This window comes from Actinomadura rugatobispora (assembly GCF_055379765.1).
This window is the reverse complement of record NZ_AP029191.1, coordinates 10,067,446-10,093,439: the sequence shown is the minus strand read 5'-3', so window position 1 is coordinate 10,093,439 and position 25,994 is coordinate 10,067,446. Positions and strand designations below refer to the sequence as shown.

Here is a 25,994-nt window from a genome sequence, read left to right as displayed (position 1 = left end):
GACATGCATGTCGGCTAGGGTGAGGGCAACCGAGGAAGGGAGTCAAGTCAGTGGGGGCAGATCCGCCGAAATCGCGGATGCGGGGTCCGGCCCGCAAAGCCGTGATCACCGAGACCGCGCTCAAGGTCTTCGCCGAGAAGGGCTACCACGGGGCCTCCCTGGGGGACATCGCGGCGGCGGCCGGTGTGGCGCGCACCGTGCTGTACGACCACTTTCCTTCCAAGAGGGTGCTGCTGCTGGCCGTCATGCAGGAGCAGAACGCGCGGCTGGTGGAGTACGTAGGCGCGCGCATCGCCGGCACGGGAACGCCGGAGGAGCGGATGCGGTCGACGATCGACGCCTACATCGGCTTCGCGCAGAGCCGCCCCGACGCGCGCAAGCTGCTGTTCGACCACTTCGGCGAGGACGATCCGGAGATCGGCACCGTCCGCAGGGGCATCCGCGAGTCGCGCACGCAGGCGGCCATGGCGCTCCTGGCCGGCGACATCAGGTCGGTCGGCGTGGAGCCGCACGAGCCCATCGCCGAGGCCATGGTCGAGCTGATCATCAATGGTCTGGACGGCGTCGCGCAATGGTGGGAGCGCCATCCCGAAATGCCCAGGCCGATGCTCGTCGAGGGCGCCATGCGACTCCTGTGGTCGGGATTGGGACATACCGAATAACGCGATAGGGCCCACCACGGGCCCGCACTGCCGCTGATCAGCGGTCGCGCGGAATTGCGCGGAACGAGCCGCCGCCGGGGGTTGACGCCCGGCGGCGGCCTCCTCATAGTTGGGGACCACTTAACCGACACCAACGTCGGTTAGCCCCACCCCCCTCGCTGAGGAGTGCAGTGTGGACGAGAAAACCCCCGACGGCGCGGCCCCGCGGCCGGACGCCGCGCAGCAGAACGGCTCCCCCGAAGGCACCCCGGGATTCGACCGCCGCAAGTTCGTCACCGGCGCCGTCGCCGCCGCCGGAGCGATCGCCGCGGCGGGCGCCCTGGGCGGCGGCCAGGCGGCGGCCGCCACTCCGGCGACCGCCCCGCGCGCCGGCCGCACCCGCAGGTTCGCCGCCGGCCGCCGGGTGGCGGTGTTCGGCGGCGGCATGGGCGGCCTGACCGTCGCCCACGAACTGGTCGAGCGCGGCTTCCAGGTCACGGTCTACGAGCGCAAGGCCTGGGGCGGCAAGTGCCGCAGCATGCCCGTGCCCAACAGCGGGTCGGGCGGCCGCCAGGACCTGCCCGCCGAGCACGGCTTCCGGTTCTTCCCCGGCTTCTACCAGAACCTGCCCGAGACCATGAGCCGCATCCCGCTGCCCGGTGGCGGGAACGCCGCCGGGAACCTGGTCGACGGCAAGGAGGTCGCCGCCTTCTACAACGGCACCAAGTTCACCCTGCCCGCCGCCGGCAGCATCGAGGGCACCCTCAGCCCCGAGTCGCTGCTGGCCTTCCTCAACACCGCGATCAACGTGATCGGGACCGTCCCCGCCTGGGAGGTCGGCTACTTCCTGCAGAAGATGATCGCGTTCGTCACCAGCGGCCCCAAGCGGCGGCTCAAGCAGTGGGAGAACCTCAGCTTCGCCGAGTTCGTCAACTCCGCGAAGATGTCCAAGGGCTACCGCGAGCTGCTGGTCGACATGTTCACCGGCACCCTGGTCGCGGCCAAGCCCGACAAGGCCAACGCCCACACCATGGGCCTGATGGCCGAGGCCTGGGTCTACAGCACGCTGGGCCTGGGCGGCTACAAGGCCCCCGACCGCCTCCTGAACGCCCCCACCAACGAGGCGCTCATCGACCCCTGGATGAACCACCTGCGCTCGCTCGGGGTGATCTTCCAGGGTGACGCCGCGCTCACCGGGCTCTCGGTCGCCGACAGGCGCATCACCGGGGCGCAGGTCAGCGGCGCCGGCGGCAACGGCGCCATCGAGGCCGACCACTACGTGCTGGCGGTCCCGGTCGAGCGCGCCGTCCCGCTGCTCAATGACAACGTGCTGGCGGCCGACCCCTCCCTGAGGTCGCTGCGCGAGCTGACGACCGACTGGATGAACGGCCTGATGATCTACCTGCGGCAGCCGATCAACCTGGCCCGCGGGCACGTCGCCTACGCCGGCCAGCCCTGGGCGCTCACCTCGATCAGCCAGGCCCAGTTCTGGAAGAAGAAGTTCGGCACGACCTACGGCAAGGGCGACGTCAACGAGTGCCTCTCGATCGACATCTCCGCCTGGGACGTGCCCGGCATCCTCTACGGCAAGCCCGCGCGCGAGTGCACGACCGAGCAGATCTTCAAGGAGGTCGTCGCCCAGCTGCGCAAGGCCATCCCGTGGGGCCCGGTCGTGCTGAACGACGCCAACATCCACTCCTACTTCCTCGACCCGGCCATCACCGGCAACGGCACCCCGCAGGTCGCCAACGACGAGCCGCTGCTCATCAACAGGCCCAGGTCGTGGAACTACCGCCCCGAGTCCATCACGGCGCTGCCCAACCTGTTCCTGGCCTCCGACTACGTCCGCGCCGACATCAACCTGGCGACCATGGAGGCCGCCAACGAGGCCGGGCGCAAGGCCGCCAACGCCATCCTGGACGCCGCCGGCGTCGGCGGCAGCCGCGCCACCCTCAAGAAGCTCTACCTGCCCAACGAGTTCAAGGGCTTCTACGAGGAGGACGACCGCCGCTTCGACCGCGGCGAGGCCAACTTCTTCGACCTGTGGGACCCGGTGAAGCCGTCCTGACCGCCGATCCTCCCGACCGCCCGCCCCTGACCGCCCGGCTCTGACCGGCGTCGAGCCGCACGACCCCGACCGCGCGGCTCGACGCCGGTCACCACGTCCCCGAGGTCCGTCATGTCGCTGCATTTCCAGGCCCTGGCCGCACTGTCGACCGCCATCTACTTCGGCGGGCAGTTCTCCTTCAAGCTCGCCGCCGCCGACATGCCCGACCTCGCCGGAAACCGCCCCTGGCAGCTGGCCCGCACCCTGCTCGGCAGCCGTGCCTGGATCGCCGGAGCCGCCGTCCTCGCCGTCGGCGCCGGCGTCCAGACCGCCGCGCTCACCGGCCTCTCCCCCGTCCAGGCCCAGTCCATGTTCCTGGCCGGGCTGGTGCTGCTGTTCGTCCTCGCCGTGCCGATCATGGGCGAGCGGCTCACCCTCCGCGAATGGGGCTGCGTCACGCTCCTGGCCGCCGCGGTCGCGCTCTTCAGCGAGGCCGCCGGCGGCGCTCCCGCCACCACCGCGGCGGGGACGGCCGCAGAGGCGGGGGCCGGCGCGGGGGGACGCCGTGCCGGCGCCCCTGGTCGTCGCCGTCGCGCTGCCGTCGCTGCTGGTGCCGTTCGCCGCGTTCCTGGCGTGCGACCTGTCCCGCAAGGGCGCGCACGCCAGGCCGCTGACCGGGGTCGCGCTGGCCATCAACGTGGGCCTGCTCACCGGAACCGCCGAGCTCATGCTCGAAGGAGCGGCCGACCTCGTCTCAGACCCGCGCGCCCTGCTCACCGCCCCCTATCTCTATGTGTTCGCCATCACCACGCCGCTCGCCCTCGGGCAACTCCAGATCGCGCTGCAACGCAGCCGCCTGGTCATCATCGGCCTGGTCGCCACCGCGACGGCCAAGACCTACCTCCTCCTGCTGTCCACCGTCCTCTACCGGCACCCCTGGCCGGAGGAGCACAGGGCGTACATCGCGGCCGGTCTCGCACTGCTGGTCCTGACCGTCGCCGCCGTCCCGCACCACGAACACCCCGCCCTGCGCCGCCCCCGCCTGCTCACCGACCCGCACCGGCGGCCATGACCGCGCCCCACCGCGTTGCCCGCCGGCGCGCCCCGACCGCACACGACCGCGCTCTGGCGGTACACGTTTGGAGGAAGGCATGTCCCGCGAAGAACGTCTCGCCCATCCCGGCTGGATGACCAGGCCGCCGTGGAACCTCACGCTGCGGCTGCTGGCCCCCGGTGACATCCGCGCGCCCCCTTCGCAGCTGGCGGCCTTCCGCTCGTTCGCCCACGCCGGCGATCCGCTCGCCGCCGCGGTCGCCGAAATGATCGCCAGGATGCCCGGCCGGAGCGGACGCCGGCTCTTCGAACGCGCGCTGCGGGACGGCATCGACGACCCGCCGCGCGAGCTGGTGGAGCTGTTCGCCGAGGTGGACGCCGTCCCCTACTGGGTGGACCCCGACCTGCTCGACCGCGGCGCCCGCGCCGTCTGCCGCACCGGCCTGCTCGGGCTGACGATGGTCATGCCGTGCGCGTCCCTGTACGGCGGCTACCTGGCGTCGCGCGCCAACAAGACCCTCGTGCGCACCGGTGACCTGAACACCATGGCGCCGCGGCGGCTGGCCGAGACGGCGAGCTGGTGGGTGGACGTGACCACGCCCGGCGGCATGGGGCGCTTCCAGGCCGGTTTCACGAACACCTTGCGCGTCCGCGTCATGCACGCCCAGGTCAGAGCGGCAATGCACGACCGCGACGACTGGGACCACGACGCCTGGGACTCCCCGATCAACCAGATCCAGCTCACCGGAACCCTGCTGCTGTTCTCGCTGGTCATGCTGCTGGCCTCGCGCGCTCTCGGGTTGAGGTTCTCCCGCGCCGACCGTGCCGCCGTCCTGCACCTGTGGCGGTACGTGGGGCATCTCATGGGCGTCCACCCCGATCTGTTGCCCGCCACCGAGGCCGACGCCTGGCGGTTGCTGTGGCTGGAGGCCGCCACCGAGTACATGCCCGACCAGGATTCCCAGTCGCTCGCCGACTCGTTGATGAACGCCGCCGCTCCGTTGCTGCTGCCGCCCGCCTTGAAACGGTCGCCCGTCGCCCGCCGCGTCCTGACCACGTACCTGATGTCCTACAGCCGGTTGATCCTCGGCAAGCGCAACGCGGACTTCCTCGGAGCCCCCGACAACAGGCGCTACCAGGCCGCCGTCGCCACGGTCTCCGCCGTCGTGTTCGCCGTGGAGACGCTCCGCGGTGCGATCCCCGGCGCCACCCGGCTGAGCGAACGCCTCGGGCACCGCGGGCGCGTCGCCCTGGCCCGCCGCATGATCCGCGAGCAGCACGGCGACGTGACCCACCGCCGCCACGACGCCCTCCACCCGTCCCGGGGCGGCGGAACCGTCGAACGCGCCGCCGCCGACCCCGGAGCCCTCTGAGCCCGCGCCCGGTCCGGTCACCGGCGGAACAGGGCCTCGCGCGGGCCCATGATGATGCGGTCGTGCGGGCGCAGCGTCCTCATGAGGGCTTCCAGTTCGGGCCGGGCCAGCGAGACGCAGCCCGAGGTCGGAATGCCCGTGCCGATGTGCATGAAGATCGCCGATCCGTGCCCGTGGACGATCGGCGACTCCGGCGGCCTGTTGTGGTCGATCACCACGGCCTGCCTGTACGGGCCATCCTTCATGTACTGCGAGAGGTTCTCGTCGGCGGGCAGGCAGGTGCCCCGGTAGTAGCGGTTGTAGCGGTCGTCGCCGATGGTGGAGCCCCAGCAGTCGCCGCTCTCCCGCAGCGTCCGGTACGGAAGGCGGGTGCGGGGGTCTCCCTCACCGAACGCCTCGGTCATGCTGTACGAACCGGTGGGCGATTTGCCGTCCCCCTCCCGCTTGGCGCCCGGCTCGGCGAAACCGTTCCTGCCGACGTGCCCGGAGGTGCTCAGGACGGTCCGCCAGAAGGGGCCGATCCTGGCGCACTCGGTGATGGCCACCTCGGCGGTCCCGTAGCCGTCGGCGACGGCGAAGACGACGTGCCGCGCGCTGCCCGGCCGGTAGCGCGACTCCCCGAGGTTGAGCGACCGGCACGGGTGCTCCCCAGCGGGCTCCCTGGCGGAGGCGCGCGGGGCGTGGACGACCGCCGCGGCCAGCATCGCCGCAGTGCACGCGGCCGGGAGCAGCCTTCCCCGGAGCCTTCGGGCTCGAACGGCCATCTGCCGTACCCCCTGATCATCGTGCCGCGAATGTCGTCGTCGAGCGGGTCGTCGAGCGGTTCCTGGGGCGGCGCCACCGATATCCCGGGCTGTCGGCGGCGCCATCGTGGTGGTCCTCGCCGGCGCCTTTACGGAACATGACGGCACCCTGAATTATTACGGACTGTAGTTGATCCGGCGCGCTGCGACACGTCGTCAGCCCGGCCTGACAGAGGGGACACGCCATGCCACCGTCTCGCCACGATGGAATCGCCCCGATGCACGAAGTGGTTCTCGAGGGAGGTCCGGCCGACCTCCCGCAGCGGTACGTACTCACCCAACGCGACGCCCCGAAGGTCGTCGTCCACCGGCTGAACGGCTACGAGCACTTTGAAGCCACCCCCGCCCACAAGACCCGTGACGGCCGCGAGCTGCAGGTCTACCGCTGGTCGTACCGCACCGCGATCGCCGAGTAGCGGAGGCCCGGCCCGGGGACGGCGGGGGAGGCGCGCGAACGCACCCGGCCGGCCCCGGGCCACCCGCACACGCGTCCGGAGCCTCGGCGGAGTTCAGTTGCCCAGGGTTCGCCTGATGAGGGCTTCGGCCGCCGCCGCGGTGACCGTGGAGCGCAGGGGAAGGGTGTGGTGGAGGCGCTGCTTCTGCCCTGGCCTGACCGGGTCGCCCAGATTGGTCCGGGCGTTGATGCCGATCTGGCGGTTGGTCACGTCGCCGAGGACGCTCTGCAGCTGCCCCGGAGAGGTGTTCAACGAGTAGAGCAGGTCGAGCAGCATCTGGATGCCCTGGTCACCGCTGAACACGTCTTTCAGGAGGTCCTGGATGATGTCCTGCATGATCTTCTGCAGCGCTTTATCGAGTTTGAGCTTGGGATAGATGCACCGCACCGAGCCCTCGATGTTCCCCATCGACTTGCCCAGCAACGAGATGACGGGACTGACCTGGATTCCCCGCTCCGTGGCGAAGCGGGCGAGCGACATCAGGGCCACCCCGAAATTCAGATCGCTCAGCGACGCGTTCGCCCAGTAGGGAATGGTCTGGGACACGTCGTTGACGAAGCGCGCGCTGTCGCTCCACGGCGTCAGCGCGCCGATCCTGATCCAGTTCCTCGCCATGGTCGCCCCGTCGCCGCGGCCGACCGCCAGGACGGAGCTGAGCATGGTCAGGCTCGTGGTCCGGTCGATCTTGCCGTACATCCCCCAGTCGATCAGATGCGCCCGTCCGTCGCCGTCGACGAGGATGTTGCCCGGGTGCGGGTCCGCGTGGAAGGCGCGGTCGACGAAGAACCCGCGGTACATGAAGCCGATCAGGTCATAGGCGATCTTCTTGCGCTGGCCGTCCGACAGCTCGTCGTCCTTGAGCCGGTTGACCGCGGTCCCGTCGACGAGCGTCTGCACCAGGACCCGGGGCGCCGCGTCGATGACCTTGGGGATCTTCAGCCTCTTGAACCGCTTGGCGGCCTTGCGCGCGTCCTTCATGTTGCGGGCCTCGCGGGTGAAGTCCACCTCGGACTCCATGGCGGTGAACAGCACCTCGAGCATCGACTTGATGTCGACGACCTCGCAGAAGTGCGGGGCGGCCTTGTGCACGAGGCCCGCGATCTTGCGGAGCACCGCCATGTCGCCCAGCATCGCCGCGGAGCTGCCGGGGCGCTGCACCTTGAGCACGCAGGGCCGCCCGTCGGACCAGACGGCGCGGTAGACCTGGGCGACCGAGGCGGCGCCGAGCGGCTCCGCGGTGTGGATCTGGCGGAAGCGCGACCGCCAGTGCGGTCCGAATTCAGCCTCGATCACCGGCTCGAACACCGAGAAGGGCTCGACGCGCGCCCAGTCGTTGAGATTGGCGAGTTCGTCCATCACGTAGGGCGGGACGAAATCGGGCCGGGTCGCCATCATCTGCCCGAATTTTATGTAGATCGGCCCCAGGTCCTCCAGCATCGACCGGATGGCCTTCGCCCGCTCCTGCTGGCGCAGTTCACTGGAACCCTGGGGCGCGCCGAGGCGCGCCCGGAAGCCGCGGGCCGCCTCGGCGGCGACCGTCCGGGACACTATCTTGGCTGTACGGCCGGCCCTGCCTGCGGGCACGCGCTCTCCCCACCCGTTGCCCGGGCCGGCTCGTCAGCCGACATCGGTGCGGTCTTCGTTGACTGGCTACTTCCGCAACTCGGAGATCTGGTGGCTGAGCGCGGCGACCTGCCCGGCCAGTTCCCGGATGTGGCGCTCGTTACGCTTCGCCCGCTTCTTCCCGCCCTTCTTCTTCTTGACCCTCAGGCTCTTGCGCAGCGCCCTGGAATTCGCCTTGCCGAGTTTCTCGCCGCGCACGATCATGTCGTCGAAGACGGACCTTCTGGCCATGATGCCACCTTCCGGGGATGGTACGGATCTTGACTTCGGGACACAGAGATCACCTTTTCGCGGATCCCCGCCCACCGTCGCGTGCTTTCGCAAAGGAGTATGCATGTGATTCACCCTCGATTGTCAATGACCCGGAAAGTGAGCGTCAGCTGGATCCCAAAAAAGGGAAGACCGCAAAGGCCGGTACGCCGCCGACTCGAGCGCCCCATTTAATCGAAAGGTCCGGTATCAGCGTTTTTAGACTGAGTCTCCGGAAGCCATGAACAGTTGTCCTATCGGACAGCGTCCAATGGACTGCCCGGGGAGAGCGGCCCGGGCTAGGGTCGGCGCGAACGCGCGTCACGGCCCGTGCGTCCCGGGCCGTGCACCGAGACGGTGCGACGTGGTCGAGGAGTGTGGTGAGCGCCGCCGTGTCGGCCTGGAACCCGCCGGCCGGGGCCATCGGCGCCGACCGGCTGCTCGCCCGGATCACCTCCGGCCCGGGCGGGCACCTGTCCCTGTCGATCTACGAGACGGCCCGCCTGGTGCGCCTGGCACCGTGGCTGTGGGGCCATCACGCGCGGATCGACTACCTGATGGCCCGGCAGCAGCGGGACGGCACCTGGGGCGGTCCCGGGCTCTACGCGCTGGTCCCCACGCTCAGCGCCACCGAGGCGCTCCTGCGTCTGGCCTGCGCCCAGGACCGGCCGTCCATCCGCGCCGAGAGGCGGACCGATGCCGCCGACCTCCTGGCGACGGCCGCCGAGCGAGGGCTTCAGGCGCTCCACCACCTGCTCGGCGGCTCCGCGTCCGCGCGCCTGCCCGACACCCTGGGGGCCGACACCCTCGTGCCGTACCTGATCGGCGAGATCAACCGGCGCCTGTGCCGTTGCGACCGCCCCCAGGCCGCGCACCGGCGCCTCAGGCGCCAGCCTCCGCTGCCCGCACCGCACCCGGACCCTGCTTCCACGACGCCCGCCCCGAGGCAGGCGGCGCCTCCCCGGATCCCCGGAACGCAGGCCATGGCCGGCCACCTCCTGGAGGCGTCCGGTGAGATGGGCGACGGCGTGCACCTCCCGTCCCCGGGCGACGGGCTGGTCGCCGGCTCACCGGCGGCCACCGCCGCGTGGATCGCCCGCCGGGGCGGTGACGCCCGCGCCCCGCGCTGCGCGCACCGTCTCGACCACGTCGCCCGCCGGCACGGCGGCCCCGTCTCCAGCCTGTGGACGGCCGCCGAGTTCGACCAGGCCCAGGTGGTGGCGGCGCTGGCCCGCGGTGGCCTGGCCGGGGCCGTACCTCCGACCGTGCGCGACGCGCTGCGGCGGTCGATCGCCCGCGGCGCCACCGGTCTGGCTCTCGGGCTGCCCGGCGACTGCGAGACCACCAGCACCATGCTGTACGCGCTCAACGCGCTCCATGCGCGCACCCCCCTCGAACTTCTGGAGGGGTTCGAGACCGCGACCCATTTCCAGCGCTGGCCTGGCGAGCCCCTGCCGTCGACCGTCACGAACGCCCACGTCCTGGAGGCGGTCGGGTCGCACATCGCGCTCCACCCGCAGCAGCGCCCGCGGTACGCGCCGACCATCGCCAAGGTCGCCCGGTGGCTGTACAGCCGCCAGAACCGTGACGGGCACTGGGACGACCCCTGGCACGCCTCGCCCTACTACGCCACCCACTGCGCCGCCGTCGCCCTGGGACGCTACGGCGACGCCAGCGGGAACGCCGCCGTGGCCCGCGCGGTCCAATGGGTCCACAGCACCCAGCGCCCCGACGGCTCCTGGGGCATCTGGAACGGAACGGCCGAAGAGACCGCCTGTGCCCTGCAGACCATCATGGCGGCGCCTCACCACGTGTCCCCGGCGCCGCTCGTGCGGGGCGCGACCGCCCTGCAGCGCCTCACCTCCGCGGGCGGCGACCACCCGCCGCTGTGGCGCGGCAAGGAGCTGTGCGCCCCCACCGCCATCATCGACGCGGTGATCGTGGCGGCGAGGCACCGGCTCCGCACCCGTCCGCAGCCCGGTGATCGGGCCCACGATGCGACGAGGACGGCATCACTCGCGTGAGGCCCGCGCCGTCCGGCGGCAAGGACCCTCGACCGGGAGATCTGTCAATCACCCTTAGCCATATCTCCATTACTCTGGGTCATGATAGGGATGGGTGGTCTCCCCCACACGGCTGAAAGGATCACATGACCCCCCATGACGCCGACCCTGCCGTGGTCGCCGCCCTCCTGCCCTCCCTCCCCGCCGGCGAGCCGATCGGCGGCCCGGCACCGCAGTCCCCCGCGCCGCAGGACGTCCCCACGCAGGTCGCCCTCGTCAACGGCAGCTTCGAAGAGCCCAGGGTCACCAGCGGCATCGAGAACCGGGTGCCGGACGCCTCCCAGCCCGGCGCCAGGTCGGTGCCCGGCTGGCAGACCACCGCGTCCGACCGCCTCATCGAGATCTGGCACCGGCGCAGCGGCACGGAGGCCGCGCACGGCGAGCAGTTCGCCGAGCTCAACGCCAACGAGTCCTCCACGCTGTACCAGGACCTGGAGACCACGCCCGGCACCACGCTGTACTGGAGCCTGCGCCACCGCGGCCGCAGCGGCGACGACACGATGTCGCTGAAGATCGGGCGGCCGGGATCCAGGCCCAACAAGACCTGGACCTTCACCGACGGCACCGCCGCGTGGGGCCGGCACACCGGCGCCTACACGGTGCCCAGGGGCCAGACGGTGACCCGGTTCGCCTTCGAGGCCGGTGCCACGGCCACCGGCGATCCCACCGTCGGCAACTTCCTGGACGACGTCGTGTTCGGGACGGCGCCGTGCGTGGTGGTGACCGCGACCGCCGAACCGCTGACCGGCGCCGGTGTCGGGGACACCATCACCTGCACCGTCAACCTGAAGAACCACGGCGGCGTCCCGGCCGAGAACCTGATCCTGCGCGAGGCCGTCCCGCCGGGCACGAGCTTTGTGCCCGGCTCGCTGAAGGTCACCGGCGGACCCGGCGACGGAGCCGCCGGCCGCTACGACCCGGAGAGCCACCTGCTCACCCTGCCGGTCGGGCTGGACGCCACCGCCGACCTTGGCGGCGCCCTGCCCTCCACGGTCGACCTGCCCGACGGTGTCACCGTGGAGTTCCAGATCCGCGTCGAACGCGACGGCGCCGGCGGCACGCCCGCCCACCAGGCCACCGCCACCTACGACAACACCGCCGGAGAGGCCGTCGAGCAGCTGACCTCCATCTCCGACACCGCCGCCGTCGAGACGGCGGCCGTCGAGCCCCTTGTGGAGACTCCCGACGAGGCCGCCGACCTCCCCGACGCCCTCCCCGAGGAGGGCGGTGCCGAGACGCCGGCCCCCGCCGTGTGCACCACAGATCCGGAAGGCGTCTGCGTCGCCGATCAGCTGAAGTCGGGCGGCGCGTTCCGTCTGGTGCTCGTGCCGGCCGGTCAGGACCACCCCGGCCAGGCCACCTGCGTCGCGGCCCTGACGAGCGCGGACGCCCCCTGGCCCGGCTGCTCCCGCGAAGGCCGGGAGGATCGGTGGGCGCAGCCGGGCGCCCACCTGGCGGGCCCGCCGGACATCTCCCTGTCCTTCCTGCCGTCCGGGAAGAAGCGCAAGAAGCGCAAGCACCACAAGCGGCTCATCAGGGAGCTGACCTGGCAGGTCAGCGAGCTCAGCCGGCAGCTCACCGAGCTGACCGAGCAGCCCTGAGGTGGAGGGACACGGTCACCTCGGCCCTGAACGGCGCTCAGGGCCGAGGTGGTCCGCGAAGCGGGCTCAGTCGCCGCCGTTCGTCACCGGTCGGGCCGGCCGAGGGGACGGTGCGCGCCGATCAGGAGGCTGACCGGCCTGTGAGGGCCGTCCTCGGGGAGGCCCACCATCGGTTCCCAGGTCAGATCGGTGAACCCGCACTCGCCCAGCACCTCCTCGTAGGCCTCGCAGCTCCAGTGGTGGACGGTCAGCTTCACCGGCGGGGTGACGGGGAGCGTGACGTCGAAGGCGTACCCGTCCGGCGGCTGTGCGGGGCGGTGCAGAACGAACCCGTTGAACTGCGGTTCCCCCGGCCGCAGGTACGGATTGGCCACCAGGGCGAGGAGGCGGCCTCCCGGGGCGAGGTTGGTGAAGGCGCACTCGCACATGCGCCTCAAGGTCTCGCGCCGGTCGGCGTAGTGCAGGACGTTGGCGGCGGTGATGACGTCGAACGTGCCCAGCAGCGGCAGGGCCGCGATGTCGTGGACCTGGTAGCGCACGCCGATCGGGTGTTGCCGCTCGAGCCGCCGGGCGGCCTGAACCGCTTCGCTGGAGGCGTCCACCCCCAGCACCTGGGCCGCACCCTGCCGGCGCAGCAACCGGGTGAAGGGTCCGAAGCCGCACCCGAGGTCGAGTGCCGATGCTCCCCGCACCTGACCGAGGGCTCGCATCAGTGAGGGGTACTCCACTTGTTCGCGGTAGGGGGACACCACGCGTTCGATTTCCGTGTAGCGCGTGGCGAGGGGGTCGCCGAACCCGAAGGGTGATGAATCGATCACGTGGAGTAGTATATGAGGTCAAGTCCCGTCCCCTCGGTCATCGAAGGGCGGTTTTCCCTGTCGCTTCCGCTCTAGGGGGTCGCGGCGGCGATGACGCGGGTGAGCGTGCGGTGCAGGTCCTGGAGCTCGTCCAGGCTCATGCCGAGGCGTTCCATGATGGTGGCGGGGATCTTCTCGGCCTGCTCGCGCAGGGCCCGGCCGGCGGGCGTGACGGTGACGGCCAGCAGCCGCTCGTCGCGCCTGTCGCGCTCGCGCCGGATGAGATCCGCGGCCTCCAGGCGTTTGAGCAGCGGGGACAGCGTGCCCGGATCGAGCTGGAGCAGGTCACTGAGCTCCTTGACCGACAGCTGCCGGTGCTCCCAGAGCGCCAGCATCACCAGGTACTGCGGATGCGTCAGGCCCATGGGCTCCAGGATCGGCCGGTAGTGCGCGAGCACGGTGCGCGAGGCCACCACCAGGGCGAAGCACACCTGGTTCTCCAGCGCGAGCGGGTTGGGAACGTCGCTCAGATCACCGGCCACCGATCCTCCATCCGGATTGCCCCTGCGCTATAAAGATAGTACGGCAATGATTTGTGGGCCAACCATTGGTGAGGCAACGGAGGCGCCATGTTCCGCAGACCCCCGTTGGAGGAGCGCATCGCCCGGCGGCAGGCCGAGCTCCCACCGGGACGGGACCGGGGCGGCCAGTTCGGCCACCCCACCGCCAAGTACCTGTTCATCACGCTCGTGGCGGTGACCGTCGCCGCACACGTCGTCGGCGGCGTCCTGCTGGCCGTCCTGGCGCACTGAGGAGATCCGGCATGCCCATGCCCGTCATCAGACGACCGTCCTTCCTGCCGTCCCTGGAGCAGAGGGAGCAGGAGGCGCTGCACCGCTCGGCCCAGCGCACCCGGCCGGGCTCCCAGTTCGATCACCCCACGGCCAGGAACGTGCTCATCGCCGTCGCGGCGGTGACCGTCCTGGCCCACGTCATCGGCGGAATCCTGTTCGCCGTCATCACGTTCTGAGCGGGACGAACGGCCTTCTCCCGAGGGCGGGACGCGAGGGCAGGTCGCTCAACCTGCGAGAACTCGCGCGCGGAACAGCCGGAATCGATCAGCCCTCCGCCCGAACGCGCGGATCGGGGTGATCTACGATCGCCGCGCGCTTTTCGCGGGCCGGGCCGGATACGGACGCGCGCAGTTGATTTCCGCGATGGCCCATGGGGTATCTTCTCTCCATGGGGCACATTCGGTCCGCACTCTATCTGGACTTCGATAATGTCTTCAGCGGGCTTTTCAAGCTGGATCCGGAGGTGGCCATTCAGTTCGCCAGCAGTCCGGGGACGTGGCTCCGCCGGCTGGCGACGCCCCTCACCGACGGCGACGCGCGACGCTGGCTGATCCTTCGCTGTTATCTGAATCCGGCCGGAGCGATGAACCACCGCGATTCCGCGGGCGAGTCGACCCGGCTTTATTTCTCCCAGTTCAGAACGGCGTTCGTCCGCGCGGGCTTCGAGGTGGTCGACTGCCCGCGTTACAGTTCGACGAAGAACGGCGCCGACATCAGGATCGTCATGGACGCGCTCGACGCCCTTTCGGCCGGCACCGGTTACGACGAGTTCGTCATCGCCTCCGGCGATTCCGATATGACGCCGCTGCTGCAGCGGCTGCGCAGCGCCGACCGGCGCACCATGATCGTGTCCTCGGTGGTCACGGCCGAGGCCTTCGCCTCGATCGCCGACCGGACGCTCAACACCCAGCAGCTGCTGGCGCTGGTCCAGGGGGAATCGGTCGACTTCGACGACGACGCGGGCGACGTCGACTACGGCGATGTCGGGGACGGCGGCGGCCGGGCCGGCCTGTCGCCGGCCGACCACGGCGAGGCGTACGAATCGTTCCGCGCGCTGGTGGTCGCGGAATACGACGGCGCGTCCGCCCCCTTGAACATGGCCACCCTGGCGGGCCAGCTGCGGGCCCAGCTGGGCGAAGTCATCAGCGCCTCCAACTGGTTCGGCCACGGCAGTTTCGTCCGGGCGCTGAAGAGCCTCGATCTTCCCGATCTGCAGCTGTCGCAGCACGAACTGTGGAACCAGCGCCGGCACACTGCCCCGGAATCCGCGGGAACGACGGCGCAGCACCTCGCCGTTCCCGAGCCCATCGACCGGCTGGCCGAAAGGCTCAATCTGCCCCGGCTGGCGCAGGAGTGGTGGCCGCCGATCTACCGGACGCTGTCCGACTACGCCAATTCGCACAGATTCAATCTGACCGAGTGCACGAGCTGGGCGCGGGACCGCCTGCACGAGCAGGGATTCAACGTGAGCCGTGGAGTCGCCGTGTTCGTCGTCCGGGGCACCAGTTTCGGCGGATGCCCTCTGTACCGCCAGCCGCCGCCGACCGCGGAGGAGATCGCCGCGGCGTTCGTGAACAACCTCCTCCATTTGGCCGACGGTGACGAGATAGCGCTGACGGATCAGGAAACGGCCGAGGTCAAGGCGTGGCTCGGGGCGGAGCTACCCGAGACGGCGCCCTCGGAGGACGCGCCCGCCCCATGACCTCGGCGAACCGATAAAGACATTCTCTCTTTTCGTCCGATCATCGGATGCGGGAAAGTGACCGGAGAATTCCGGCGGCACCCGCCTCCGAGTGATCTCGGGCCGCCGCGGACATCGGGCCGGCCGTGGCGGACACCACCTGCTACGGAGGGCCACCGTATCGTGGCGATCTTGTAGCATGGAGTGCTGTCGTGCGGAAGGAGCTCTCCCCGTCCATGCCCGGTGAGGAGCGGAGCCCGGCGGCGCCGTCGATGACGCGGCGGCAGCAGGCCGGCTCGAGCAGCGCCCAGTCCCTGCTCCTGAGCGTGTTCGGCGAGTACGTGCTGCCGCACGGCGAGCCGGTGTGGACCTCGACGCTGCTGCACGTGCTCTCCGGTCTCGAGGTCGAGGAGAAGTCGGCCCGGCAGGCGCTGACCCGGATGGCCGCCAAGGGCTGGATCGTCTCCGAGCGTGCCGGGCGCCGGGTGCGGTGGGCCCTGACCGGCCCGGGGCGGGCGATGCTGAGCGAGGGCGCGGAGCGGATCTACTCCTTCGGGCGGGAGCGCGAGTCGTGGGACGGGCGCTGGCTGGTGCTGATGGCCAGTGTCCCCGAGTCCAGGCGCGAGCTGCGCCACCAGCTCCGCAACGGGCTCACGTGGGCGGGGCTGGGCAGCCCGGTGCCAGGAGTGTGGATCAGCCCGCACGCCTCCCGCGAGGCCGAGGCCAAGCAGGTGGTGGAAGGCCTCGGCCTGGAGTCGGCGGTGCTGTCGTTCTGCGGCCCGTTCATCGGTATCGGATCCGAGCGCGCCATGGTGGAGCAGGCCTGGCACCTGGACGATCTGGCCGCGGCCTACGAGGACTTCGTGCGGGAGTTCGCCGGGCTCCGCCCGGGCCCGGGCGACCCGGTGCTGCTCGCCCAGATCCGCCTGGTGCACGAGTGGCGGCGCTTCCCCCGGCTCGACCCGCAACTGCCGCTGGAACTGCTCCCCCCGCACTGGATCGGGGTCCGCGCCGCCAACGTCTTCAACGACCTGCACCGGCAATGGCAGGACGCCGCCCGGACGCGCTGGGCGGAGCTGGTCACCGAAGGCTGAGCGGGGCCGTTCTCAGGCCAGTCCGTCCAGGAAGTCGGGGTGCCCCTGCACGGCGGTGCGCCGCAGGTAGTGGTCGAGTGCGCGCAGGCCGCCCAGTTCCTCGCCGCCGCCGGCGCGGCCCGGTCCGCCGTGCAGCATCTGCGGCATCGCGACCCCGTGCCCGGTCGACTCGGCCGCGTCGTCCCGGTTCAGGACCAGCAGGCGCCCGTGCCAGGGGGCCAGGCCCCGCACCAGGGTCCGCGCCGCCTCCGGGTCGGCCGTGACGATCGAGCCCGCCAGGCTGCCGCCGCCCAGGGCCGCGGCGCCGATCACCTCGTCCAGGTCGTCGTACGGCAGCAGCGTGCTGACCGGCCCGAACGCCTCCACCTCGTGCGGCGCGGCGGTCGACGGGTCGTCGCAGCGGAGCAGGATCGGTGCGATGGAGGCGCCGCGTTCGGGGTCGGCGCCCGCGACCTCGACCCGGCCGGGGTCGCCGCACACCAGCTTGGCCTCAGCCGACAGCCGGGCGACGGCCGCGCGCACCTCGTCGCGCCGGTCCAGGCCGGCCAGCGGGCCCATGTCGGTGCCGTCCCGGCACGGGTCGACGACGATCCGCTCCAGCCGCTCGGAGACCGCGCCGCACACGGCGTCGGCCAGGGCGGACGGGACGAACGCGAGGGTGTCCTGGGCGGTGAGCGCGTCCAGGAAGGCCGGGGCGAACTTCTCCAGCATGCCCCAGACGGGGAAGTTGTAGGCGTTGATCTGCACCGCGACGCCCTGCCTGGGGACCAGCACGTGGCGTCCGGCGAACGTCCCGCCGCGCCCGAGGGGTTCGGTCGCGCCGTCCGGCAGGACGGCGGCGTCGGGCAGTTCGCGCGCCGCCTTGCTCGCGTGGACGGCGAGGGTGCCGATGCCGCCGTCCACGTCCACGGCGGTGTCCCGGCGGGTCGCGCCCGTGCGGGTGCTGAGCTGGGCGAACTCCTCCAGGTGGCCGGACAGGTGCTTGGCCAGCGCCTTGAGGATCGCCGCCCGCTCGGTGAAGGTGAGCGCGCCCAGCGCCGGCCCGCCGACCCGGCGGGCGTGGCCGAGCATCGTGGCGGGGTCGGGGCCGGTCTCCGGGAGGAGGGCCACGGTCTCGCCGGTGGCGGCGTCCAGGAGGGGCCGGGCGGGGCCGCCGCCGTCCTGCCAGGTGTCGTGGGTGAAGCTCCGCAGTACAGGCGTCATCGGTTTCTCCGCTCGAGGAAGGCCGTGGCGGCGGCGAGGGCGCGCAGCTCGACCCGCCGGATCTTGCCGGTCGCGGTGGTGGGGAGCCGCTCGGTGAACACCACCCGCCGCGGCCGCTTGAACGAGGGCAGCCCGGCCCGGCAGAACGCGATCAGCTCCTCCTCGGTGACCCGGGCGCCGGGCGCCGCCACCACGTAGGCGACCGGTTTCTCCAGCCCGTCGGCGTCGGTGGCGGCCACCACCGCGGCCTGGTCGACGGCCGCGTGCGCCAGCAGCCGGGCCTCCACCTCGGCGGGCGAGACCCAGATGCCGCCGGCCTTGAGCATGTCGCCGGTGCGGCCGAGGCAGGTGTAGTACCCGTCGGCGTCCCGGACGTAGGTGTCGCCGGTGCGCAGCCATTCGCCCTGGAACACCTGGCGGGAGGCGGCGTAGCGCGACCAGTAGCCGGTCGCGGTGGACTCGCCCCGCACGAACAGGGTGCCGGGGGTGCCGGCGGCGACCTCGCGGCCCTCCTCGTCCAGGATGCGCAGCTCGTAGCCGGGCACCGGCAGCCCCGTGGTGCCGGGACGGACGCGCCCTTCCCGGTTGGACAGGAAGATGTGCAGCATCTCGGTCATCCCGATGCCGTCGAGGACATCGATGCCGAAGTGCCCGGTCCACCGCCGGTACAGCTCGGCCGGGAGCGGTTCGCCGGCCGAGGCGGCCAGCCGTGTCCCGGCCAGCGCGTCGCGGGGCAGGTCCGCGCGGAGCATGGTCGCGAAGAACGTGGGCCCGGCGAAGAACAGGGTCGCGCCGTGGGCCCGTGCGCGTTCGGCCAGTTCCCGCGGCCGGGACGGCTCGGGCTCCAGGATGGTCGAAGCACCCGCCGCCAGCGGGAACAGCACCGTGTTGCCCAGGCCGTAGGCGAAGAACGCCTTGGCCGCCGACAGGCACCGGTCCTCGGGACGGATGCCGAGGACCTGCTCGCCGTAGGTCTCGCACACCACCCTGATGGAGCCGTGCCGGTGCATCGCGGCCTTCGGCGTGCCGGTGGTGCCCGAGGTGTAGAGCCAGAACGCGGGCGAGTCGGCCGTGGTGGCGTACGGCTCCCCCGCCGGGTCCCCCGTGGCAAGGCCGGCCTCGGCGAGGTCCGCGAGCGCGTGCACCGGCGGGCCGGTCGTGATCGAGACGCCGTCACCGGCCAGGACCCCGGCCAGCTCGGGGGCGGTGGCGGCCGCCTCGGCCGCGGTGGCGGCGAAGTCCGCGGTCACCGCCAGCAGCGTGGCCCGCGAGTCGCGCAGCAGCTCGGCCAGGCCGTCCGCGCGCGTCATCGTGGACACCGGGACCGGTACGGCGCCGATCCGCATCGCCGCCAGGAAGACGGTGACGAAGTCCGCGGAGTCGGCCATGAACATCAGCAGCCGCTGCTCGGGCGCCAGCCCGATGCCGCACAGCCCGGCCGCCGTGCGCCGGACGCGGTCGTGCAGCTCCGCGTAGGTGAGGTCGCCGCCCGGGCCGGTGAGCGCGGGGCGGCCGCCGTCGCCGCGGTCGACGTGGCGGTCGAGCAGGTAACGGCACGCGTTGAACGGTTCGCTCATGTGCTGCCGTCCCGGCTCAGGCGAGGTGGACGTAGTCGTAGTCGAACGGCTGCCCGTTGATGCCCTGGCGGGGCGGGGCGATCCAGGCGGCGATCTTGCCGCGTTCGTACACCGGCCGCATCAGGGAGCGGACGTGGGTCTTGTCGACCTCGGTGGGCAGCCACCCGCCCTTGCGCCGCTCCCACTCCCCCTCGGGCAGGATCTCCCCGTCGGGCGAGGCCTGGATTCCGGCGAACGCGCCGACCTGGCGGTTGAAGGCGACGTGCGGGAGCCGCAGCCGCCGCGCGACGCCCCCCGCCTCCAGGATCCGGTTCCACCGGTTGACGCCGCTCTGGCAGTCGGCGATGTACTCGCGGCGCAGGTCGGAGTTGAGACCGACCAGGGCGGCCACCTCGGTCCGGGCGATCCGCCCGTCGACCAGGGCGTCCACCAGGATCGCGTCGTCGATGAGCCGGTGGTCGTCCTTGCGGCGCTCCTCCATCCAGCGGCCCTTCAGCCCGGCCGTGTAGTAGTTCGCCACGTTGGTGGAGGTCTCGCCGCCGAACAGGTCGAGGGAGACCGAGTAGTGGAAGTTGAGGTACTTCTGGACGGTGTCGAGCGGGATGCCGCCGTGCGCGGCGACGTCGTCGGTGTCGTGCTCGCGCATGAGCTGGACGGTGCGCTCCACCACCCGGTCGATGCCGGTGGTGCCCACCATCATGTGGTGGGCCTCTTCCTTGAGCATGAACTCGCAGGTGCGGCTCAGCGGGTCGAACCCGGACTCCTTGAGCGTGCCGAGCTGGTACTTGCCGTCCCGGTCGGTGAAGTAGGTGAACATGAAGAACGACAGCCAGTCGGGCGTCTCCTCGTTGAAGGCGCCCAGGATCCGCGGCGACTCCTCACTGCCGGAGTTGCGGTGCAGCAGCTCCTCGGCCTCCTCGCGCCCCTCGCGCCCGAAGTAGCCGTGCAGGAGGTAGACCATCGCCCACAGGTGACGGCCCTCCTCCACGTTCACCTGGAACAGGTTGCGCAGGTCGTACAGGCTCGGCGCGGTCGCGCCCAGATTGCGCTGCTGCTCCACGCTCGCGGGCTCGGTGTCGCCCTGGATCACGATCAGGCGCCGCAGATCGGCGCGGTACTCGCCGGGCACCTGCTGCCAGGCCGGCTCGCCCTTGTGCTGCCCGAACGCGATGCGCCGTTCCTGGTTCCGCTCGGCCAGGAAGATGCCCCACCGGTAGTCCGTCATGGCGACGTGACCGAAGTGCGCCCAGCCCTCGCGGCCGACGTTGACGGCGGTGCGCAGGTAGACGTCCTGGGTGGGCAGCGCCGGGCCCATCGACTCCCACCAGGACAGGAAGTTGGGCTGCCACGACTCCAGGGCCCGCTGGAGGCGGCGGTCCTCGCGCAGGTCGACGTTGTTGGGAATCTTCTCCGAGTAGTCGGCGGCGATGCTCATCTCAGACTCGCTTCCGGTCGAAGTCGGCGCGCCGCCCGGTCCCGTAGCGGCGCAGCGCGCCGTCGGGCCCGGAGGCGTTGGGACGGTTGAAGATCCAGTTCTGCCAGGCGGTGAGCCGGCCGAAGATCTTGGTCTCCAGCGTCTCGGGGCCCGCGAACCGCACGTTGGCCTCCAGCCCTGTGAGGGCGTCGGGGCTGAAACCGGCCCGCTCCTCGATCGCGATCCGGACCTCTTCCTCCCAGTCGATGTCATCGGGCGCGAAGGTCACCAGCCCGAGCCGCTCGGCCTCCTCGGCCTCCAGCGGACGGCCCCGCGCCGCCTCGGCGGCGGCCAGCGCCCCGGCGTCGCCCAGGAAGCGGGTGGCCAGGCGGGTGAGGCCGTTGCCCATGGGCAGCGGGCCCAGGTTCATCGGCCCGAGGACGAGCCTGGCGGGATCGGCGCCGGGATCGACGTCCTCGAACACCCCGGCCAGGTGGAAGGTGCGGTCGGCGGCCAGCGCGATCTCCAGCAGCGACCCGGCGAAGCAGCCGCCCGGCTCGACCAGCGCGATCAGGCTGCGGCTGGTGACGTCCAGCCGCTTGAGCGTCCGCTTGAGGTAGAGGACGATCTCCCGCGCCAGCCAGTCGTCCCGGCTCTCGCACAGCAGCGCGTCATGGGCCAGCACCCGCTCGGCGTCCCCGGCCGTGCGGAACACCCAGCTGCCGAGTTCGAGCTCGTTGGTGCGCAGATCGAGGATGAGATCGTCGAGCTCGCGGGCGACCGCCAGCGTCCAGAAGTCCGCCCCCTGGGCATGGATGCCGGCGGCGTCGGCGGGGGCGTCGCCTTCGGGGCCGCGCACGGTGATCTCCACCGCGCCCCGGGCGTGGTCCAGGGCCGCGCTGACGTGGCGGTAGCCGATGCGGTCGTCGGTCCGGGTCTTGGCCAGCGGCGTCAGCGCGACGCCCCGCGCGCCCGCGGGACGGTCGGAGCGCTCGGCGAGCGCGGCGGCGCGCTCCCCCACGGTCGTCTCCCAGGCGCTCCGGGGGACGACCTCGTCGACCAGGCGCCAGGCCACGGCCTTCTTCCCGCCGATCCCCTCGGCCTTGGTGGCGAAGTAGTCCGCCAGGTCGCGGCGCACACCGCGCTTGTCCACCACCCGGGTCAGCCCGCCCGTCCCGGGGAGCACGCCCAGCAGCGGCAGTTCGGGCAGCGACACCGCGGAGGAGCGGTCGTCCACCAGCACGATGTGCTCGCACGCCAGCGCCAGCTCGTACCCGCCGCCGGACGCGGTGCCGTTCAGCGCCGCCAGGTAGGTCTGGCCCGAGTTGGCGGTCGCGTCCTCGATGCAGTTGCGGGTCTCGTTGGTGAACTTGCAGAAGTTCACCTTCCACGCGTGCGGCGATCCGGCCAGCATCCGGATGTTGGCTCCGGCGCAGAAGATCTTCTCCTTGCCGCTGGTCACCACCACCGCCCGCACGCCCGGATGCTCGAACCGCAGCCGCTGGACGGCGTCGTACAGCTCGATGTCCACGCCCAGGTCGTAGGAGTTGAGCTTCAGCTCGTACCCCGGCACCAGACCGCCCTGTTCGTCGACGTCCATCGTGAGCGTGGCGACGGAACCGTCGACCGCCAGCCGCCAGTGGCGGTAGCGGGGCGGGTCCGTCCGGAAGTCGACACGCGCGCTCCGCTGCCGCGCGGCCGGATCGCTCGCCAAGGTGGTCATCGAAGTCCCTCCGGTGTCTCGATGCCACCAATACTCAACAAACTTCTAGTGGAACGTCAAGGCTTTGTGGAGTAATAGGCGATGCGGCCGCGCGGGCGCGGTCAGTTCCAGCGGAAGGTCCTGGCGGCCACCGCCGCGGCCAGGACGGCGGTGGCCGCCAGGGCGCCCAGGTGCGCCGCGCCCGGCGGCACCCCCGTCCAGCACGCGCTCAACGCCTCCAGACCCGCCCCATAGGGCAGGTACTCGCCGATCCTGGAAAGCCAGTCGGGCAGGTTCTCGCGCGGTCCGAAGCCGCCGCCGACGGCCATCGTGGCGAAGAACAGCACCAGCCCCACGGCCACGGCCGAGTTCGGCGTCGGCGCGAGCGCGGCCACCACCATGCCCAGCGCGTACATCGCCACCGTCACCAGGGCGAACACGCCGATCGCGGAGAGCGCCCCGCGCGGCATCGACACCTGGAACCCCAGCCGGGCCACCAGCAGGGCGAGGGCCACGCCGACCAGCGTCTGCGCGAGGCTGACCACCACCTGGGCGACCAGCACCAGCGCCGGATGCGCGGGCGTCACCGACAGCCGCCGCAGCACGCCCGTCCGGCGGTAGGCGGCCAGGGCCGCCGGCATGTTGACGATGCCGATCAGCGCCACCACCATCACCAGCGTCATCGGCACGACGTAGGCGTCCAGGGCGGGCAGCCCGCGGAAGTGCTCGCTGCCCTCGCCGTCGGAGCCCGCCCCGTTCATCACCATGATCAGCACGGGCAGCCCGAGCGGCACGATCAGCCCGGCGGTGTCGCGGACCACCAGCTTGCCCTCGGTCCAGGTCAGCAGCGCCCACGCGCGCGGGGGCAGCCGGTACTCGCTCACTCCTTCTCCCGGTGTTCGAAGGGCCGGCCGGTCAGGGCCAGGAAGGCGTCGTCGAGGGTGGCGTGCTCCAGCCGCGTCTCGGTCGCCACGACGCCGTGGCGCACCAGCGCCGAACTCACCGCGTGCAGCAGGTCGCCGGTCCCGGTGACCACGGTCTCGCCGCGTTCGGCACCGACCTCGGCGACCTCGTCGAGCCCGGTCAGCACCGCGTGGTCGAACGGCGCGGCCGCCCGGAACCGCACCCGCCGCGGCGCGTCCAGCCCCGCGATCAGGCCGCCCGGCGTGTCCAGCGCGACCAGCCGCCCCCGGTCGACGATCGCGACCCGGTCGCACAGCCGCTGGGCCTCGGCCATGAAATGGGTGACCAGCAGCACCGTCACGCCGGTGTCGCGGATCTGCTCGACCAGTTCCCAGGTGTCGCGGCGCGCCTGCGGGTCCAGGCCGGTCGTCAGCTCGTCCAGCACCGCGATCCGCGGCCTGCCGATGAGCGCGAGCGCGATCGACAGCCGCTGCGCCTGCCCGCCCGACAGGTCCTCGTAGGCGGTGTCGCGCTTGGCCGTCAGCCCCAGATCGGCCAGGAGCCCCTCCGGGTCGGCGCCGTCGGCGTAGAACGACCGGTACAGCGCGAGGGCCTCGCCGACCCGCAGCTTCTCCGGCAGCGCCCCGCCCTGCATCTGCGCCCCGAGCACCCTCCTGAGCTTCGCCCGGTCGCGCCACGGGTCCAGCCCGAGGACGCTGATCCGGCCGGCGTCGGGGCGCCGCACCCCTTCGACGCACTCCACGATCGTGGTCTTGCCCGCGCCGTTCGGCCCGAGGATGCCGAAGATCTCCCCCTGGTCGACACCGAACGAGACCCCGTCGACGGCAAGGGTCTCCCCGTACCGTTTGCGCAGCCCGTCCACCTCGATCACCGCCATCGCGTCCCCTTCCCGGTCCGGATCGCCATCGGCGGTCCGCAACGCTAGGCGGCGACCGGGCGCGGGGGCGCGTGCCGGACGTCAGGACCCGCACCCATGACTTCCGGCACGGTCGCCCGGCCCGGCGCGGGCCGTACCCTTCCAGTCATGGCCGACTCCCACCTGGAACGCTGGGGTGCCGCGAGCCTGCTGGCGGTGTGCCTGCTGATCGGCACGCCCGTCCTGCTCGCCCAGCTCGCCGGCGACCGGCCCACCATCGGGCCGCCCTGGCTCTGGTGGTGCTGCTACCTCGGATTCCTCGGCCTGCTCACGCTGACGTTCCGGGACGACGTGCCGCGCGGGGCGCCGCTGCCGGTCGCGGTCGCGGTGGCGGGGGCCGCGACCGTGCTGACCGCGCCGCGGGCGGGCTGGACGTCGATCCTGCTGGTGTTCGTCGCCGGGCTCGCGGCGCACCTGGCCTCGCGGCGCGTCACCGTCGCGGTGGTGGCGGCCAACAGCGCGGTGGCCGCGACCGCGGCGGTGCTCCTGGACGGCACGTTCGCGGAGGTGGCGCTGACCGGGCTGATCTACGGAACGCTGCAGGTCTGCACGGTGTGGGCGGTGCGCAGCGAGCAGCGGGAGACGGCCGCGCGGCGCCGCCTCGCGGTGGCCAACGCCGAGTTGCGGGCGACCTCCGCGCTGCTGGCCGAGTCCAGCCGCGCCGGAGAGCGGCTGCGGATCGCCCGCGAGCTGCACGACCTCCTCGGCCACCAGCTCACCGCGCTCGCCCTCGAACTGGAGGTGGCCGCGCACCGCAGCGAACCGCCGGCCCGCGCGCACGTGGAACGCGCCCGCGGCCTGGCCAAGGAGCTGCTCGGCGACGTCCGCACCGCGGTCGGCGAGCTGCGCGCCGGCACCCCCGACCTGGGCCGCGCCCTCGCGGCGATCGTCGCGGACCTGCCGCGCCCTCGCGTGCACCTGGACGTCGACGCCGCCGTCGACGCCGACGAGGCGTGCACGGCCGCGCTGATCCGCTGCGTCCAGGAGGCGGTCACCAACACCATCCGGCACGGGGACGCCGAGAACCTGTGGATCGAGGTGGGCCGTTCCGGCACCGGGGAGATCGTGCTCACCGCCCGCGACGACGGGCGCGGCGCCTCGGTCCTGCGCCTCGGCCACGGGCTGACCGGCGTGCGCGAGCGCATCGGGCAGCTCGGCGGGACGGTGGCCTTCGACACCCGGTCGGGTTTCACGCTCAGCGCCAGGGTGCCGGCGCCGTGATCCGGGTGTGCGTCGTCGACGACCAGACGCTGGTCCGCCAGGGGATCCGGCATCTGCTGGAGCTGTCCCCCGAGGTCACCGTGGCCGCCGAGGCCTCCGACGGCGACGAGGCCCTCGCCGTGGTCGAGGCCGCGCCGCCGGACGTCCTGCTGCTGGATCTCCGGATGCCCCGGCGGGACGGCATCGCCACGCTCACCGCCATGCGCGAGCGCGGCATCATGGTCCCCACGCTCGTGCTGACCACGTTCGACGACGACGAGCTGGTGCTGCGGGCGCTGCGCGCGGGCGCGCACGGCTACCTGCTCAAGGACGTCACGCTCGACCAGGTCATCGACGCCATCCGCACCCTGGCGCGGGGCGGCACGTTCATCCGGCCCGCCCTCACCGAACGGCTGCTGCGCGCCGCGCGGCGCCTCCCCGACCCGGGCGGGATCGACGGGCTCCCGGCGCCGCAGCCGCTGACCGAGCGCGAGCAGGAGGTGCTGTGGCTCCTGGCCGGCGGGTACGCCAACCGCGAGATCGCCGCCGCGCTGCACCTGGCCGAGGGCACCGTGAAGAACCACGTGTCCAGCCTGCTCACCAAGCTCGGCGTCCGCGACCGGACCCTCGCCGTCCTCAGGGCCCTGCACCACGGACTGCTTACCGACCGGCCGCCCGGCCCCGGGCCCTGACCGGAGCTCCCGGCGCGGGCCGGCGTGGGCAG

General features: G+C 72.0%; 24 protein-coding genes. 13 read left to right on the top strand and 11 right to left on the bottom strand.

From position 1 onward, the window contains the following. The first annotated feature begins 50 nt into the window (after positions 1 to 50). The 4 genes from ACZ466_RS45405 to ACZ466_RS45390 all read left to right on the top strand — a co-directional run bounded on the left by ACZ466_RS45405 (position 51) and on the right by ACZ466_RS45390 (position 5,114). Positions 51 to 662, top strand: a complete 612-nt coding sequence (locus ACZ466_RS45405) for a TetR/AcrR family transcriptional regulator (protein ID WP_378293169.1) — start codon at positions 51 to 53, stop codon at positions 660 to 662. A gap of 172 nt (positions 663 to 834) precedes the next feature. Beyond that, positions 835 to 2,709 carry a hydroxysqualene dehydroxylase gene (locus ACZ466_RS45400; RefSeq protein WP_464041949.1) on the top strand — a complete coding sequence of 625 codons (1,875 nt, stop codon included), beginning with the start codon at positions 835 to 837 and terminating at the stop codon, positions 2,707 to 2,709. A 544-nt stretch (positions 2,710 to 3,253) separates the two neighbouring features. Then, complete coding sequence (locus ACZ466_RS45395) at positions 3,254 to 3,760, top strand: hypothetical protein (protein WP_464041948.1); 507 nt, start codon at positions 3,254 to 3,256, stop codon at positions 3,758 to 3,760. 79 nt (positions 3,761 to 3,839) lie between these two features. Continuing rightward, positions 3,840 to 5,114 carry an oxygenase MpaB family protein gene (locus tag ACZ466_RS45390; protein ID WP_378283029.1) on the top strand — a complete coding sequence of 425 codons (1,275 nt, stop codon included), beginning with the start codon at positions 3,840 to 3,842 and terminating at the stop codon, positions 5,112 to 5,114. 17 nt (positions 5,115 to 5,131) lie between these two features. Here the strand turns inward: ACZ466_RS45390 and ACZ466_RS45385 are convergent, their stop codons facing one another. Continuing rightward, a complete protein-coding gene (locus ACZ466_RS45385; RefSeq protein ID WP_378283030.1) occupies positions 5,132 to 5,818 on the bottom strand; it encodes a L,D-transpeptidase family protein in 687 nt (228 codons plus the stop codon). Positions 5,819 to 6,135: 317 nt separating this feature from the next. Here ACZ466_RS45385 and ACZ466_RS45380 point away from each other — a divergent pair, with 317 nt between their 5' ends. After that, the gene (locus ACZ466_RS45380; RefSeq protein ID WP_378283031.1) at positions 6,136 to 6,333 is read left to right on the top strand and encodes a DUF5988 family protein; all 198 of its coding nucleotides are present in this window, start codon (positions 6,136 to 6,138) and stop codon (positions 6,331 to 6,333) included. 93 nt (positions 6,334 to 6,426) lie between these two features. Here ACZ466_RS45380 and ACZ466_RS45375 read toward each other — a convergent pair whose 3' ends face one another. Both ACZ466_RS45375 and ACZ466_RS45370 read right to left on the bottom strand, forming a co-directional pair. Further along, the gene (locus tag ACZ466_RS45375; RefSeq protein WP_378283032.1) at positions 6,427 to 7,920 is read right to left on the bottom strand and encodes an ABC1 kinase family protein; all 1,494 of its coding nucleotides are present in this window, start codon (positions 7,918 to 7,920) and stop codon (positions 6,427 to 6,429) included. A gap of 102 nt (positions 7,921 to 8,022) precedes the next feature. Next, positions 8,023 to 8,226: a hypothetical protein gene (locus ACZ466_RS45370; protein ID WP_378283033.1), complete on the bottom strand. Its 204-nt coding sequence runs from the start codon at positions 8,224 to 8,226 to the stop codon at positions 8,023 to 8,025. A gap of 398 nt (positions 8,227 to 8,624) precedes the next feature. Between ACZ466_RS45370 and ACZ466_RS45365 the strand changes: the two genes are divergently transcribed. Together ACZ466_RS45365 and ACZ466_RS45360 are read left to right on the top strand one after the other, a co-directional pair. After that, positions 8,625 to 10,268, top strand: coding sequence for a prenyltransferase/squalene oxidase repeat-containing protein (locus tag ACZ466_RS45365; protein ID WP_378283034.1), 1,644 nt, complete (start codon positions 8,625 to 8,627; stop codon positions 10,266 to 10,268). A 125-nt stretch (positions 10,269 to 10,393) separates the two neighbouring features. Continuing rightward, on the top strand, positions 10,394 to 11,908 hold the full coding sequence (locus ACZ466_RS45360; RefSeq protein WP_378283035.1) for a DUF11 domain-containing protein: 1,515 nt from the start codon (positions 10,394 to 10,396) through the stop codon (positions 11,906 to 11,908). Between the two features lie 83 nt (positions 11,909 to 11,991). Here ACZ466_RS45360 and ACZ466_RS45355 read toward each other — a convergent pair whose 3' ends face one another. After that, positions 11,992 to 12,726, bottom strand: coding sequence for a class I SAM-dependent methyltransferase (locus ACZ466_RS45355; RefSeq protein ID WP_378283036.1), 735 nt, complete (start codon positions 12,724 to 12,726; stop codon positions 11,992 to 11,994). Between the two features lie 71 nt (positions 12,727 to 12,797). Then, the gene (locus tag ACZ466_RS45350) at positions 12,798 to 13,247 is read right to left on the bottom strand and encodes a MarR family winged helix-turn-helix transcriptional regulator (RefSeq protein ID WP_378283037.1); all 450 of its coding nucleotides are present in this window, start codon (positions 13,245 to 13,247) and stop codon (positions 12,798 to 12,800) included. An 87-nt stretch (positions 13,248 to 13,334) separates the two neighbouring features. Between ACZ466_RS45350 and ACZ466_RS45345 the strand changes: the two genes are divergently transcribed. The 4 genes from ACZ466_RS45345 to ACZ466_RS45330 all read left to right on the top strand — a co-directional run bounded on the left by ACZ466_RS45345 (position 13,335) and on the right by ACZ466_RS45330 (position 16,334). After that, positions 13,335 to 13,517, top strand: coding sequence for a hypothetical protein (locus ACZ466_RS45345; protein WP_378283038.1), 183 nt, complete (start codon positions 13,335 to 13,337; stop codon positions 13,515 to 13,517). A gap of 11 nt (positions 13,518 to 13,528) precedes the next feature. Continuing rightward, the gene (locus ACZ466_RS45340; protein ID WP_378283039.1) at positions 13,529 to 13,735 is read left to right on the top strand and encodes a hypothetical protein; all 207 of its coding nucleotides are present in this window, start codon (positions 13,529 to 13,531) and stop codon (positions 13,733 to 13,735) included. A 212-nt stretch (positions 13,736 to 13,947) separates the two neighbouring features. Beyond that, positions 13,948 to 15,261, top strand: coding sequence for an NYN domain-containing protein (locus ACZ466_RS45335; protein ID WP_378283040.1), 1,314 nt, complete (start codon positions 13,948 to 13,950; stop codon positions 15,259 to 15,261). 191 nt (positions 15,262 to 15,452) lie between these two features. After that, positions 15,453 to 16,334 carry a PaaX family transcriptional regulator gene (locus tag ACZ466_RS45330; RefSeq protein WP_378283041.1) on the top strand — a complete coding sequence of 294 codons (882 nt, stop codon included), beginning with the start codon at positions 15,453 to 15,455 and terminating at the stop codon, positions 16,332 to 16,334. Between the two features lie 12 nt (positions 16,335 to 16,346). On the opposite strand, the gene ACZ466_RS45325 is transcribed toward ACZ466_RS45330, so the two are convergent. The 6 genes from ACZ466_RS45325 to ACZ466_RS45300 all read right to left on the bottom strand — a co-directional run bounded on the left by ACZ466_RS45325 (position 16,347) and on the right by ACZ466_RS45300 (position 24,031). Continuing rightward, complete coding sequence (locus ACZ466_RS45325; protein ID WP_378283042.1) at positions 16,347 to 17,537, bottom strand: aldehyde dehydrogenase family protein; 1,191 nt, start codon at positions 17,535 to 17,537, stop codon at positions 16,347 to 16,349. Continuing rightward, positions 17,534 to 19,114, bottom strand: coding sequence for a benzoate-CoA ligase family protein (locus ACZ466_RS45320; protein WP_464041947.1), 1,581 nt, complete (start codon positions 19,112 to 19,114; stop codon positions 17,534 to 17,536). The genes ACZ466_RS45325 and ACZ466_RS45320 overlap by 4 nt, the downstream gene beginning before the upstream one ends. Positions 19,115 to 19,130: 16 nt before the next feature. Continuing rightward, positions 19,131 to 20,549, bottom strand: a complete 1,419-nt coding sequence (gene boxB / locus ACZ466_RS45315) for a benzoyl-CoA 2,3-epoxidase subunit BoxB (RefSeq protein ID WP_378283044.1) — start codon at positions 20,547 to 20,549, stop codon at positions 19,131 to 19,133. 1 nt (position 20,550) lies between these two features. Then, positions 20,551 to 22,251 carry a 2,3-epoxybenzoyl-CoA dihydrolase gene (boxC, locus tag ACZ466_RS45310; protein WP_378283045.1) on the bottom strand — a complete coding sequence of 567 codons (1,701 nt, stop codon included), beginning with the start codon at positions 22,249 to 22,251 and terminating at the stop codon, positions 20,551 to 20,553. Positions 22,252 to 22,352: 101 nt separating this feature from the next. Next, entirely contained in the window at positions 22,353 to 23,114 is a 762-nt protein-coding gene (locus ACZ466_RS45305; protein WP_464041946.1) for an ABC transporter permease, read from the bottom strand. After that, a complete protein-coding gene (locus ACZ466_RS45300; protein ID WP_378283047.1) occupies positions 23,111 to 24,031 on the bottom strand; it encodes an ABC transporter ATP-binding protein in 921 nt (306 codons plus the stop codon). Before ACZ466_RS45300 ends, ACZ466_RS45305 begins: the two co-directional genes overlap by 4 nt. A 147-nt stretch (positions 24,032 to 24,178) precedes the next feature. Between ACZ466_RS45300 and ACZ466_RS45295 the strand changes: the two genes are divergently transcribed. Beyond that, on the top strand, positions 24,179 to 25,291 hold the full coding sequence (locus ACZ466_RS45295) for a sensor histidine kinase (RefSeq protein WP_378283048.1): 1,113 nt from the start codon (positions 24,179 to 24,181) through the stop codon (positions 25,289 to 25,291). Then, complete coding sequence (locus tag ACZ466_RS45290) at positions 25,288 to 25,962, top strand: response regulator (RefSeq protein ID WP_378283049.1); 675 nt, start codon at positions 25,288 to 25,290, stop codon at positions 25,960 to 25,962. The genes ACZ466_RS45295 and ACZ466_RS45290 overlap by 4 nt, the downstream gene beginning before the upstream one ends. Positions 25,963 to 25,994: the final 32 nt, after the last annotated feature.

What these genes read in the sequence shown, in the direction of transcription:
- ACZ466_RS45390 (WP_378283029.1), top strand. Translation starts at nt 3,840, where the DNA reads ATGTCCCGCGAAGAACGTCTCGCCCATCCCGGCTGGATGACCAGGCCG.
- ACZ466_RS45385 (WP_378283030.1), bottom strand. Translation starts at nt 5,818, where the DNA reads ATGCTGGCCGCGGCGGTCGTCCACGCCCCGCGCGCCTCCGCCAGGGAG.
- ACZ466_RS45380 (WP_378283031.1), top strand. Translation starts at nt 6,136, where the DNA reads ATGCACGAAGTGGTTCTCGAGGGAGGTCCGGCCGACCTCCCGCAGCGG.
- ACZ466_RS45370 (WP_378283033.1), bottom strand. Translation starts at nt 8,226, where the DNA reads ATGGCCAGAAGGTCCGTCTTCGACGACATGATCGTGCGCGGCGAGAAA.
- ACZ466_RS45360 (WP_378283035.1), top strand. Translation starts at nt 10,394, where the DNA reads ATGACCCCCCATGACGCCGACCCTGCCGTGGTCGCCGCCCTCCTGCCC.
- ACZ466_RS45345 (WP_378283038.1), top strand. Translation starts at nt 13,335, where the DNA reads ATGTTCCGCAGACCCCCGTTGGAGGAGCGCATCGCCCGGCGGCAGGCC.
- ACZ466_RS45340 (WP_378283039.1), top strand. Translation starts at nt 13,529, where the DNA reads ATGCCCATGCCCGTCATCAGACGACCGTCCTTCCTGCCGTCCCTGGAG.
- ACZ466_RS45335 (WP_378283040.1), top strand. Translation starts at nt 13,948, where the DNA reads ATGGGGCACATTCGGTCCGCACTCTATCTGGACTTCGATAATGTCTTC.
- ACZ466_RS45325 (WP_378283042.1), bottom strand. Translation starts at nt 17,537, where the DNA reads ATGACGCCTGTACTGCGGAGCTTCACCCACGACACCTGGCAGGACGGC.
- ACZ466_RS45320 (WP_464041947.1), bottom strand. Translation starts at nt 19,114, where the DNA reads ATGAGCGAACCGTTCAACGCGTGCCGTTACCTGCTCGACCGCCACGTC.
- boxB (WP_378283044.1), bottom strand. Translation starts at nt 20,549, where the DNA reads ATGAGCATCGCCGCCGACTACTCGGAGAAGATTCCCAACAACGTCGAC.
- boxC (WP_378283045.1), bottom strand. Translation starts at nt 22,251, where the DNA reads ATGACCACCTTGGCGAGCGATCCGGCCGCGCGGCAGCGGAGCGCGCGT.
- ACZ466_RS45300 (WP_378283047.1), bottom strand. Translation starts at nt 24,031, where the DNA reads ATGGCGGTGATCGAGGTGGACGGGCTGCGCAAACGGTACGGGGAGACC.
- ACZ466_RS45295 (WP_378283048.1), top strand. Translation starts at nt 24,179, where the DNA reads ATGGCCGACTCCCACCTGGAACGCTGGGGTGCCGCGAGCCTGCTGGCG.